The organism is Mycobacterium sp. NGS50, from assembly GCF_059812545.1.
Window position 1 is genome coordinate 16,892 of the sequence record NZ_JCALCW010000015.1, and the last position, 11,702, is coordinate 28,593.

12 protein-coding genes are annotated in these 11,702 nt (G+C 67.4%); 3 read left to right on the top strand and 9 right to left on the bottom strand.

What is annotated here, in order from left to right:
* Window positions 1-193: 193 nt before the first annotated feature.
* On the bottom strand, window positions 194-739 hold the full coding sequence (locus AC5Y36_RS12455) for an Rv1476 family membrane protein (RefSeq protein WP_500041220.1): 546 nt from the start codon (window positions 737-739) through the stop codon (window positions 194-196).
* Between the two features lie 379 nt (window positions 740-1,118).
* On the opposite strand from AC5Y36_RS12455, the gene acnA reads away from it, so the two are divergent.
* Complete coding sequence (gene acnA, locus AC5Y36_RS12460) at window positions 1,119-3,953, top strand: aconitate hydratase AcnA (protein ID WP_500041221.1); 2,835 nt, start codon at window positions 1,119-1,121, stop codon at window positions 3,951-3,953.
* 22 nt (window positions 3,954-3,975) lie between these two features.
* Complete coding sequence (locus AC5Y36_RS12465; RefSeq protein ID WP_500041222.1) at window positions 3,976-4,548, top strand: TetR/AcrR family transcriptional regulator; 573 nt, start codon at window positions 3,976-3,978, stop codon at window positions 4,546-4,548.
* 56 nt (window positions 4,549-4,604) lie between these two features.
* Here the strand turns inward: AC5Y36_RS12465 and AC5Y36_RS12470 are convergent, their stop codons facing one another.
* The 5 genes from AC5Y36_RS12470 to AC5Y36_RS12490 all read right to left on the bottom strand — a co-directional run bounded on the left by AC5Y36_RS12470 (window position 4,605) and on the right by AC5Y36_RS12490 (window position 8,642).
* Window positions 4,605-4,796 carry a helix-turn-helix domain-containing protein gene (locus AC5Y36_RS12470; protein WP_500041223.1) on the bottom strand — a complete coding sequence of 64 codons (192 nt, stop codon included), beginning with the start codon at window positions 4,794-4,796 and terminating at the stop codon, window positions 4,605-4,607.
* A 98-nt stretch (window positions 4,797-4,894) separates the two neighbouring features.
* A complete protein-coding gene (locus AC5Y36_RS12475) occupies window positions 4,895-6,523 on the bottom strand; it encodes an ABC-F family ATP-binding cassette domain-containing protein (RefSeq protein WP_500041224.1) in 1,629 nt (542 codons plus the stop codon).
* A gap of 40 nt (window positions 6,524-6,563) precedes the next feature.
* A complete protein-coding gene (locus AC5Y36_RS12480) occupies window positions 6,564-7,385 on the bottom strand; it encodes an enoyl-CoA hydratase (RefSeq protein ID WP_500041225.1) in 822 nt (273 codons plus the stop codon).
* 26 nt (window positions 7,386-7,411) lie between these two features.
* A complete protein-coding gene (trxA, locus tag AC5Y36_RS12485) occupies window positions 7,412-7,777 on the bottom strand; it encodes a thioredoxin (RefSeq protein ID WP_500041226.1) in 366 nt (121 codons plus the stop codon).
* 52 nt (window positions 7,778-7,829) lie between these two features.
* Window positions 7,830-8,642, bottom strand: coding sequence for an MBL fold metallo-hydrolase (locus tag AC5Y36_RS12490; protein WP_500041227.1), 813 nt, complete (start codon window positions 8,640-8,642; stop codon window positions 7,830-7,832).
* A gap of 111 nt (window positions 8,643-8,753) precedes the next feature.
* Here AC5Y36_RS12490 and AC5Y36_RS12495 point away from each other — a divergent pair, with 111 nt between their 5' ends.
* Entirely contained in the window at window positions 8,754-9,551 is a 798-nt protein-coding gene (locus AC5Y36_RS12495; RefSeq protein WP_500041228.1) for a DUF5666 domain-containing protein, read from the top strand.
* Window positions 9,552-9,617: 66 nt separating this feature from the next.
* Here AC5Y36_RS12495 and AC5Y36_RS12500 read toward each other — a convergent pair whose 3' ends face one another.
* From AC5Y36_RS12500 to AC5Y36_RS12510, 3 genes are read right to left on the bottom strand one after another with little or no spacing between them, the layout of a single operon-like run.
* On the bottom strand, window positions 9,618-9,965 hold the full coding sequence (locus AC5Y36_RS12500) for a metal-sulfur cluster assembly factor (protein WP_500041229.1): 348 nt from the start codon (window positions 9,963-9,965) through the stop codon (window positions 9,618-9,620).
* The gene (gene sufU / locus AC5Y36_RS12505) at window positions 9,962-10,453 is read right to left on the bottom strand and encodes a Fe-S cluster assembly sulfur transfer protein SufU (RefSeq protein ID WP_500041230.1); all 492 of its coding nucleotides are present in this window, start codon (window positions 10,451-10,453) and stop codon (window positions 9,962-9,964) included. Before sufU ends, AC5Y36_RS12500 begins: the two co-directional genes overlap by 4 nt.
* A 7-nt stretch (window positions 10,454-10,460) precedes the next feature.
* Complete coding sequence (locus AC5Y36_RS12510) at window positions 10,461-11,702, bottom strand: cysteine desulfurase (RefSeq protein WP_500041231.1); 1,242 nt, start codon at window positions 11,700-11,702, stop codon at window positions 10,461-10,463.

Here is an 11,702-nt window from a genome sequence, read left to right on the forward strand (position 1 = left end):
CTAATCACTCAAAGCACAAACGCAACACAGGCACCGTTTGAACCGTACGTCACATCAGACCCTCTGGAAACTTTCATCACAAACCACAGTCCTGTAATTAAGGGGGTTGTGACCGAATGGTGACCTGGGTATTCGCTACGACACCAGGTCTCGGATCCGCTGCTGACGCTGAATCAGCAGCTGGGAAGGCGAATTACGACGTTTCGTCCGCCGTCTCGGATCGTTTGCCGAGCTGTTGCAGCATCCGGGTACCGACAACCGCCGCAACCACGCCGATCAGCAGCACGATGGTGAATGCGGTCCAGGGAAATTCGGGGGTATTCAAATCGGCCACGAAGTGCTGCGCCGAGACCACCGGGTTCCCGGTTTTGGCGTGGTCCTCGGCCGCCTCGAGCTTGGCCCGGTCGAACTGTCCGCTGTAGCTACCGACATAGGACGGGCTGAGCACCAGCACCGTCGAATCCGGGAAGCCCTTGCCGACCACGGTGGCGACATCGCGCAGCATGGTGTCGGTGATCGGGTTGGCGTCGGTCACCACGATCTTGAGGTCGATCCCGTCCTGGCCGGCCTGCTGCACCACGGTCCGCAATGCGGGCACCTGATCCGGCGCGCTGACGGCGTCCTCGGCGATGTCCTTTTGCACCAGTTCCATGCAGACGTCCGTCGGCGTCGACGGCGCCAGCCCGACGGTGCGGCAGACAACGTCCGGGATCTCCGTCGGCGCATGCAGGATGGTCACGGTCAAAAACGGTACCGCGCGGACGACGATGCGGGCCGCACGGCCCGCTGAGGAGCCGCGCCATCCAACACCGCGGACGACGATGCGGGCCGCACGGCCCGCTGAGGAGCCGCGCCATCCAACACCGCGGACGACGATGCGAGCTGCACGGCCCGCTGAGTGTGACCGGTTGACTATGCGTGCACGGCGGCGACACGCCGAGCCAGCCCGCCGTAGACGCAGAGTCAAAACACTTATCGCCCTGAGCGCCCGGCCAACTCGGCCCACCGGGGCGCCAGTCCCGCAACCCCTGAATTGCAGGACAATCGTACTGTTAGAGTTGGAGGCGGCCGTCGGCTCAGCCCTGCCGACGGCGACAACTCAATCCCGGGGAGTTGATGTGACCACCACAGATTCCGTGAATTCGTTCGGAGCTCGCGCCACGCTCGAGGTCGGCGACAACAAATACGAGATCTACCGCCTCGACGCGGTACCCGGCACTGAGAAACTTCCCTACAGCCTCAAAGTCCTCGCCGAGAACCTGCTGCGCACCGAGGACGGCGCCAACATCACCAAGGACCACATCACCGCGATCGCCGGCTGGGATCCCGCCGCCGACCCCAGCATCGAGATCCAGTTCACCCCTGCGCGCGTCGTCATGCAGGACTTCACCGGCGTGCCCTGCATCGTCGACCTGGCCACCATGCGCGAGGCCGTCGCCGCATTGGGCGGGGACCCGGAGAAGGTCAACCCGCTGGCCCCGGCCGAGCTGGTCATCGACCACTCGGTGATCCTCGACGTGTTCGGCAGCCCGGACGCCTTCGAACGCAACGTGGAACTCGAGTACCAGCGCAACGGCGAGCGCTACCAGTTCCTGCGCTGGGGCCAGGGCGCCTTCGACGACTTCAAGGTGGTTCCGCCGGGCACCGGCATCGTGCACCAGGTCAACATCGAGTACCTGGCCCGCACCGTGATGGTGCGTAGCCGGGAGGAGGGCGGGAAGACCGTCAGCGTCGCCTACCCGGACACCTGCGTGGGCACCGACTCGCACACCACGATGGTCAACGGCCTGGGCGTGTTGGGCTGGGGTGTCGGCGGTATCGAAGCCGAAGCGGCCATGCTGGGCCAGCCCGTGTCGATGCTCATCCCCCGCGTCGTCGGTTTCAAGCTGACCGGTGAGATCAAGTCCGGCGTGACCGCCACCGACGTGGTGCTCACCGTCACCGACATGCTGCGCCGCCACGGTGTGGTGGGCAAGTTCGTCGAGTTCTACGGCAAGGGGGTTGCCGAGGTGCCGTTGGCCAACCGCGCCACCCTGGGCAACATGAGCCCCGAATTCGGCTCCACCGCGGCGATTTTCCCGATCGACGAGGAAACCATCAAGTACCTGCGTCTGACCGGGCGTACCGAGGAACAGCTGGCGTTGGTGGAGGCCTACGCCAAGACCCAGGGCATGTGGCACGACCCCGACCACGAACCGGCCTTCTCCGAGTACATCGAGCTGGACCTGGGCACGGTGGTTCCCTCGATCGCCGGCCCGAAGCGCCCGCAGGACCGTATCGAGCTCTCCGACGCAAAGACCGCGTTCCGCAAGGACATTCACAACTACGTGAATGAGGACGGCACCACCCCGCACAGCCATCTGGACGAGGCGGTGGAGGAATCGTTCCCCGCGTCGGACCCCGCGGCGCTGTCCTTCGCCGACGACGACGCGGTGCTGCCGTCTGCAGCCCGCAACTCCAATGGCCGCCCGAGCAAGCCGGTCAAGGTGGCCTCGGCCGAGCGCGGCGACCTCATCCTCGACCACGGTGCCGTCGTCGTCGCCGGCATCACCTCCTGCACCAACACCTCCAACCCGGAGGTGATGCTGGGTGCCGCGCTGCTCGCCAAGAAGGCCGTCGAGAAGGGCCTGACGTCCAAGCCGTGGGTCAAGACGAACATGGCCCCGGGCTCCCAGGTCGTCACCGACTACTACAACAAGGCCAACCTGTGGCCGTATCTGGAGAAGCTGGGCTTCTACCTGGGCGGCTACGGATGCACCACCTGCATCGGCAACACCGGCCCGCTGCCCGACGAGATCTCGGCCGCGATCAACGAGAACGACCTGTCGGTCAGCGCGGTGCTGTCCGGCAACCGGAACTTCGAGGGCCGCATCCAGCCCGACGTGAAGATGAACTACCTGGCGTCGCCGCCGTTGGTGATCGCCTACGCCATCGCGGGCACCATGGACTTCGACTTCGAAACCGAGCCGCTGGGGCAGGACACTGAGGGCAACGATGTGTTTTTGAAGGACATCTGGCCCAGCCCGGCCGAGATCCAGGAGACCATCACCTCCTCGATCAGCCGCGAGATGTTCACCAGCTCCTACGCCGACGTGTTCAAGGGCGACGAGCGGTGGCGCTCGCTGCCGACCCCGGAGGGCAACACCTTCGAGTGGGACGACAAGTCGACCTACGTGCGCAAGGCACCCTACTTCGACGGCATGCCCGCCGACCCGCAGCCGGTGACCGACATCACCGGCGCCAGAGTGCTGGCGTTGCTGGGTGATTCAGTGACCACCGACCACATCAGCCCGGCCGGCAGCATCAAGAAGGGCACCCCGGCCGCCCAGTATCTGGAAGCCAACGGGGTGCAGCCCAAGGACTTCAACTCGCTGGGTTCGCGGCGCGGTAACCACGAAGTGATGATCCGCGGCACGTTCGCCAACATCCGGCTGCGCAACCAGCTGCTCGACGATGTGTCCGGCGGCTACACCCGCGACTTCACCCAGGACGGCGGCCCGCAGGCGTTCATCTTCGACGCCGCGCAAAACTATGCGGCGCAGAACATTCCGCTGGTTGTGCTGGGCGGTAAGGAGTACGGTTCGGGCTCCTCGCGCGACTGGGCGGCCAAGGGAACCGTGCTGCTGGGCGTGCGTGCGGTGATCACCGAGTCGTTCGAGCGCATCCACCGGTCCAACCTGATCGGCATGGGCGTGATCCCGCTGCAGTTCCCCCAGGGCGAGTCGGCGGCGTCGTTGAAGCTCGACGGCACCGAGGTGTACGACATCACCGGCATCGAGGAGCTCAACAACGGCAAGACGCCGAAAACGGTGCACGTCAAGGCCACAAAAGACGACGGCAGCGTGACCGAGTTCGACGCGGTGGTACGCATCGACACCCCCGGGGAGGCGGACTACTACCGCAACGGCGGCATCCTGCAGTACGTGCTGCGCAACATGCTGAAGGCGAACTAGCCCGCCCAGCCGCGGTCACCTCATGCCCAGGGTCAGCGAGGATCACCTGGCGGCCCGGCGCCGCCAGATCCTCGACGGAGCTCGACGCTGCTTCGCCACGCACGGCTACGACAAGGCAACCGTGCGTCGGCTGGAGCAGAGCATCGGGCTGTCCCGCGGAGCGATCTTCCATCACTTCCGGGACAAGGACACGCTGTTCTTCGAGCTGGCCCGCGAAGACGCGCAACGGATGGCAGAAGTCGCCTCCCGCGAGGGCCTCATCCAGGTGATGCGGAACATGCTGGCCGCGCCGGAGCAGTTCGACTGGCTGGCCACCCGGTTGGAGATCGCCCGCAAACTGCGCCACGACCCCGAGTTTCAGCGCGGCTGGGCAGAGCGTTCCGCCGAACTGGCGGACGCGACCACACACCGGTTGCGCCGGCAGAAGCAGGCCGGGCGGGTCCGCGACGACGTCGCCAGCGACGTCTTGCACTGCTACCTGGATCTGGTGCTCGACGGGCTGGTGGCCCGGCTGGCCTCCGGCGAGGATCCGCAACGGCTGACCGCGGTGCTCGATCTGGTGGAAGATTCAGTGCGGCACCGCTCGTCGGGGTGACGTCACAACGGCGAGCGTGTACTCCGTGCGCGAACGTTCGGCGCGGGCGCCGACGACTATCGCGAACGGGTTCGGTGATTGGGGCCGCCGCGGCTGCGCATCGTGGTGCCCGATTCACGCAGCAGGCTGTGAATGGTTCCATACGACCGACCGGTTGACGCCACCAGAGTGCGGATACTGGCCCCGCCCTCGTAGGCGGTTCGCAGCTCGACGACAAGCTGGTCGCGCGGCGTCTTCGTCTTCGTCATCATTGCCTCCCCGGTGGCGCCGTCGGTCCTCAACGCACTCAGGGTAGAAAGCAACTGCCCACCGCGGGCGATTTTGCCGAACTACGTTGCGGCAGGCTCTAAGCGAGTTCGATCAGGTCGCGGTAATCCTGCGACCAGTAGTCCTCGGTACCGTCGGGCAGCAGCACGACCCGCTGCGGGTCGAGTGCCTCGGCGGCTCCCGGGTCGTGCGTTACCAGCACCACCGCGCCGGTGTAGCTGCGCAACGCGTCGAGCACCTGTTCGCGGGAGGCGGGGTCGAGGTTGTTTGTCGGTTCGTCGAGCAGCAGCACGTTCGCCGTCGACGCCACCAGCCCGGCCAGCGCCAGCCGGGTCTTCTCGCCGCCGGACAGGGTGCCGGCCGGCTGGTCCAACTGCGGCCCGGTGAACATGAACGCCCCCAGTAGGCCACGCAGATCCTGCTCGCCGGTGTCGGGTGCGGCGTGGCGGATGTTCTGCCAGACCGTGGCGGCGTTGTCGAGGGTGTCGTGTTCCTGGGCGAAATAGCCCAGTTTCATGCCGTGTCCCGGCTCGATGTCGCCGGTGTCGGCGGTCTCGACTCCGGCCAGAATCCGCAGCAGCGTGGTCTTGCCGGCACCGTTGAGACCCAGCACCACCACCCGCGATCCCCGGTCGATGGCCAGATCGAGGCCGGTGAACACCTCCAGCGAGCCGTAGGTTTTGGTCAATCCGGTGGCGACCAGCGGGGTCCGGCCGCATGCGGCCGGGGTGGGGAACTTGATCCGGGCCACCTTGTCGGCGACCCGCTCCTCATCGAGGGCAGCCATCATGCGGTCGGCACGGCGCAACATATTTTGCGCGGCAGTGGCTTTGGTGGCCTTGGCACCGAGTTTGGCGGCCTGGGTGCGCAGCGCGGTCGCCTTGCGTTCGGCGTTGGCGCGTTCGCGGCGCCGCCGCTGCTCATCGGTGGCGCGGGCATCGAGGTACTTCTGCCAGCCCATGTTGTAGACGTCGGCTTCGCCGCGCACCGCATCCAGGAACCAGACCCGGTTGACGACATCGGCCAGCAGCTCCACATTGTGGCTGATCAGCACCAGCCCGCCGGTGTGGGCCCTGAGGAATTCGCGCAGCCAGCCCAACGAGTCGGCATCCAGGTGGTTGGTCGGCTCGTCGAGTAGCAGCGTCGTGGACGAGCCCGCCCCGCTATCGGATGCTGCGAACAGGATGCGGGACAGCTCGACGCGGCGACGCTGACCCCCGGACAGCGTGCGCAGCTGTTGAGTGAGGGCGCGCTCGGGCAGGCCCAGGCTGGCGCAGATGCGGCCGGCTTCGCTTTCCGCGCCGTAACCGCCCAGTGCGGAGAACCGTTCCTCCAGCTGGCCGTAGCGGCGGATCGCGCGGTCACGTTCGGCGTCGTCGGCAACCTCGGCCATCAGGGCCTGCTGCTTCTCCAGCTCGGCCAGCAAGGTGTCCAGTCCGCGCGCGGACAGCACCCGGTCCCGGGCGGTCACGTCGAGATTGCCCTCTTTGGGATCCTGTGGCAGGTAACCGATCTCACCGGAGCGCGCGATAGTGCCGGCGTAGGGTTCGCCCTCCCCCGCCAGGATTCGCATGGTGGTGGTCTTGCCGGCGCCGTTGCGCCCGACCAGTCCGATCCGGTCGCCGGGCTGCACCCGTAGCGCCGGACCTTCAGTGGCGAGCAGGGTGCGCGCCCCGGCGCGGACCTCCAGGTCCGTAGCGGTAATCACGCGGACACTCCTGATCTAGTTACTTCTCGGCGGTACTGGGCTATTTGTCATCGGTGAAGGCCGCCGCACGCTTCTCGGCCCGCGCGGCGACAGCTTCTTCGAAATTGCTGGTCAGCAGGCGCACATACAGCTGTCCCAGCCCTTCGGCCTGCATATGTCCCTCTAGACTACCGGCATCGAGCCCACTCCAGAGTGTGCGCTTGGTCAACTCGATGCCGGGGCGGGAGAACGCCGCGATCCTCATCGCCATGCCATAGCAGGTCTCCAGCAGGTCGGCGTCGGGCACCGCGCTCGACACCAGCCCGATCCGCGCGGCTTCGCCCGCATCCACGTCCCGGCCGGTGAGCATCATCTCGAACGCCCGCGACGAGCCGATCGCCCGGGGAAGCAGGTAGCTGAGCCCCAGCTCGCTGGCGGTCAGCCCGTTGTTGATCCCGGCCGCCCGGAAATAGGCTCCCGACGCGGCGACCCGGATGTCGGCGGCCAGGGCCAGGCACAGCCCGCCCCCGATCGCGGCGCCGTTGACCGCGGCGATCACCGGCTGATGCAGCCGTCGCAGCGCGAGGATGACGTCGTCGAGCAGTTCCATGGACCGCAGCCCGTAGGACGGCCTGGTCAGGCCCGCGACGTGCGGGACGCTGCCCGCCGACTTGTGGTCCGCGCCGGAGGAGAAACCCTTGCCGGCCCCGGTGAGAACCACCGCGCGGACATCGTTGTCGTAGGTGATCTCGGTCAGCACCTGCTTGAGCGGGACCATGACGTCGAACGCCATCGAGTTCATTCGCTCGGGCCGGTTCAGGGTGATCAGCGCGACCCCGGGACGGGGGTGGTCGACGAGAACGAAGCTGTTCGCGGAAGTCACGGATGCACGCTATCGCGTGCCGGTCATCACACCTGTTCGGGCTTGTCCTGCGCGGCCAGCGCCGCCTCCACGTCGAGGTCCTTGACCTGCTTCACCAGGTCCTCCAACGCTGCCGGGGGCAGTGCGCCGGCCTGGTTGAAGACCAGATGCCCCTTCTTGAACGCCATCAGGGTCGGGATCGACCGGATGCTGGCGGCGGCCGCCAACTCCTGCTCGGCCTCGGTGTCGACCTTGGCGAACACCACGTCGGGGTGCTTCTCCGAGGACGCTTCGAAGGTCGGCGCGAACGCGCGGCACGGCCCGCACCACGACGCCCAGAAGTCGACCAGCACGACGTCGTTGTCGTTGACGGTGGCATTGAACTGTTCGGCGGTGAGGTTTTGGGTAGCCATGTCTGCCCCAACGTCAGGGCACGCCGCGGTGTTCCCGCGGCGGCGGGACCCCTCAGGTCAGGTGGTCGTAGTCACCGCGCACCCAGGCGGCGTGGCGGACCGCCGAACGCTGCACGGCGCCCTGCCCGTCGGTGTCGATGACGTTGCTGAACAGGCCGTAGATGCGGTCGAACCGCAGCCCGGCCAGGGTCTCGGCCATTCGTTGCACGACCGCGGCCGACAGCGGGATCCGGTTGGGGTAGCTGCGCAGGAAGCTGACGGTGCGCCGGTCCGGGTTGGGGAAGACTGTGTCACCGACCAGCAGCACCCCGCGGCCGTCGGCGCCGTCGCTCCAGCACGCCACCGCGCTGCCCGGAAAGTGCCCGCCGACCCGGATCACCGACAGCGACGGGGTCAGCGCAAGCGTGTCCGTCCATTGCCGAATGACCGGGTCGGGCCGCATCACCCAATCGGCGTCAGCGGCGTTGACGTAGACCGGGACACCACCGAGTCGGTGGCTCCACTCCACTTGGGCGCCGTACATGTGCGGGTGGCTGGCGATGATGGCGGTGACCGGACCGTGCTGCAGCACAGCGGCCACGGCGGCATCGTCGAGGAAGCCAGGCGGATCCCACAGCACATTGCCCCCGGGCGTGCACACCAGCTTGCCGAACTGACCGATGCCGAAGGGCGGGGCGCTACCGACACCGACCAGCCCGTCCTCGATGGACGTGAGTTCGGCGCGCATGCCCTCGGTGGCCAGCTGATCCAGCGTCACCCATTGCTGCCCCTCGCGGGGCACCCATTGCCGCTCGTCGGCACAGATCGCGCAGACATCCGTCCGGGTGGAGTGTTCGACACCACAGGTCCGGCACAACCAGAACACGACACAACTCTAGTGTTGGAGTGGGTGCACGGCGCTGCGCACCGTCTGCGCTGTGGATTCTGCCGCCACAACGGGTATCCGCACCCCAGCTTCGCGATCGGAGAAACGTCGATGTCTGCAACGTGTCCGAGCCACCTGACCCGGGTCGCGACCGCCATGCTCACCGCGGCCACCACCGTGGCGCTAGCGGCATGCGGGGCGAACGATCAGAACCCCGGAACGGCGAGCACCTCAGCACCCGCGGCCACCACCAGCACCACCACCGCGGCCAAACCACCGCCGCCCCCGATCGGCCACGACCACATCGAAGGCCTGGTCGATTCGGTAGCGGGCAACACGATCCGGCTCACCCAGCGCAACAGAACCGCGGCCACGGTCGACCTCGCACCGACGACGATGGTCACCGAACTGACCAAGGCTCAGCGGCCCGACGTCACCGTCGGCAGCTGCGTCGACGTGGCGGTCGCCCCGGCCGGCGCCGCGCCCGCCAACACCATCACCGCGCAATCCGTGGTGATCGACCCGGCTGTGGACGGCGGGTGTCCACCACCGCCGGGCCCGCCTCCGTCCGAGCCGGGGACGACGACCCATGTCTTCGGACCCGTCGATGCGGTCAGCGCCGACACCGTGACCGTCACCGATCCCACCGGCAAGGCCAAAGCCACCACGGTGACATTGACCGACGCGACCGACTACACCAAGCACGCCATCACCGGCCCTGAAGCGATCACCGCGGGCAAGTGCCTGGCGGCGCAGGGAACCGCCGGCGGCGGTGTGCTGCACGCGGCGACCATCGACCTCGAGCCGTGCCCGCCGCTTGGCCGCCCACACCATCACCTGCCGTTCCACATCCCGGCGATCCCGCATATCCCGCACGTCCCGCACATCCCCGCGATCCCGCACCGCTGAGGCAGCTGCCCGGCCGGGGCCGCGTCGCGGAGTGGCACGAGCTGGTGCGGCGCCGACCGCGGAAAACTAGACGGTGAAGCCGAGCGCCCGCAGCTGCTCGCGCCCGTCATCGGTGATCTTGTCCGGGCCCCACGGCGGATTCCAGACCCAGTTGACCGTCATCTCGCTGACCAGCCCGGAGCCGACCAGCGCGGTACGCGCCTGATCCTCGATCATGTCCTGCAGCGGACAAGCCGGGGAAGTCAGCGTCATCTCGAGCGTGGCGGCCGGCCCCTCCTCGCCGTTGCCGACCTGCAAGCCGTACAGCAGGCCCAGATCCACCACATTGATGCCGAGTTCGGGGTCGATGACGTCGTGCAGCGCCTCGTCGACCTCGGCGAGCAGGGCATCGTGTGCTGAGGCGATTTCGCTCATTGGTGCATCTCCTGTTTTTCCGCCCCGGTCTGACCGAGGGTTCGTCGTTCCGCCCTTGCCTGGTTCAGGGCATCGGTAAACGCCATCCAACCCAGCAGAGCACATTTCACCCGGGCTGGGTACTTGGAAACACCGGCGAACGCCACACCGTCGCCGAGCACGTCCTCATCGCCCTCGACCTGACCGCGCGAGGACACCATCTCGTGGAACGCGGCGAAGGTGGCCAACGCCTGCTCCACCGTCTCCCCGATCACCAACGTCGTCAACACCGACGTCGCCGCCTGACTGATCGAACATCCCTGACCGTCGTAGGAGACGTCGTCGACGCGCTCACCGTCCTCGGACAGCGCGACCCGCAATGTGATCTCGTCGCCGCACGTCGGATTGACGTGGAACACCTGCGCTCCGAACGGTTCCCGCAGCCCACGATGCTGCGGATGTTTGTAGTGGTCGAGGATCACGTCCTGGTAGAACTGCTCTAGCCGCACGCCGCCGTCACCCTTCACCGAAGAACTTGACTGCGCGTCGCACCCCCGCCACCAGGCGCTCGACCTCGTCGAGGGTGTTGTACACAGCGAACGATGCCCGCGCGGTGGCCGCGACCCCGAATCTGCGGTGCAGCGGCATTGCGCAGTGGTGGCCGACCCGGATGGCGACACCGTCGTCGTCGAGGACGTGCCCGACGTCGTGGGCATGCACCCCGTCGACGACGAACGACACCGGGGATCCGCGGTGCTGCAGATTCGTCGGCCCGACGATGCGGACGCCGTCGATGCTGGCCAGACCCTCCAGGGTGGCGGCGACCAACCGATGTTCGTGGGCGGCGACGGTGTCCATGCCGATCGCGTCGAGATAGCGGGCGGCGGCGGCCAGCCCGACGACCTGCGAGGTCATCGGGGTGCCCGCCTCGAAACGCTGCGGACGTGGCGCGTAGGTGCTGGCCGCCATGGTCACCCTCTCGATCATCGAGCCGCCCAACAAGAACGGCGGCAGTGCGGACAGCACCTCCCCGCGGCCGTACAGGACACCGATTCCGTTGGGCCCCAACATCTTGTGACCTGAGAATGCGGCGAAGTCGACATCCAGCGCGTGCAGGTCGACGGGCTGGTGCGGCACCGACTGGCATGCGTCGAGTACCGTCAACGCCCCTACCGCCCGGGCCCGCGCCACCAACTCGGCGACCGGGGCGATCGCGCCGGTGACATTGGAGTGGTGGCTGAACGCGACGACTTTGACCCGTTCGTCGAGTTGCAGCGAGTCGAGATCGATGCGGCCGTCGTCGGTCACCTCGTACCAGCGCAGGGTGGCACCGGTGCGCCGCGCGAGCTCCTGCCACGGCACCAGATTGGCGTGGTGTTCGAGCTCGGTGGTCACGATGACGTCGCCGGGCCCCACGGCTCCGGGGTACCGGTCGTCGCCGATGGCGTAGGACACCAGGTTCAGCGATTCGGTGGCGTTCTTGGTGAACACCAATTCGTCCGCGTCGGCTCCGACGAACGCCGCGATCGCGGCGCGGCCGTCCTCGTAGGCGTCGGTGGATTCCTCCATCAGCTGATGGGCGCCGCGGTGCACCGCCCCGTTGGAGGTGGTCAGGAAGTCACGCTCGGCGTCGAGCACCTGCACCGGGCGTTGCGAGGTGGCGCCGGAGTCCAGGTAGGCCAACCGGTTTCCGCCACGCATCACCCGGGACAGAATCGGGAAATCGCCACGGACGGCGTCGACGTCGAACTCCGTCAC

Coding starts and splice junctions, on each gene's coding strand:
- AC5Y36_RS12465 (WP_500041222.1), top strand. CDS start 3,976: ATGCCCAGGGTCAGCGAGGATCACCTGGCGGCCCGGCGCCGCCAGATC.
- AC5Y36_RS12470 (WP_500041223.1), bottom strand. CDS start 4,796: ATGACGAAGACGAAGACGCCGCGCGACCAGCTTGTCGTCGAGCTGCGA.
- trxA (WP_500041226.1), bottom strand. CDS start 7,777: ATGGCTACCCAAAACCTCACCGCCGAACAGTTCAATGCCACCGTCAAC.
- AC5Y36_RS12495 (WP_500041228.1), top strand. CDS start 8,754: ATGTCTGCAACGTGTCCGAGCCACCTGACCCGGGTCGCGACCGCCATG.
- AC5Y36_RS12500 (WP_500041229.1), bottom strand. CDS start 9,965: ATGAGCGAAATCGCCTCAGCACACGATGCCCTGCTCGCCGAGGTCGAC.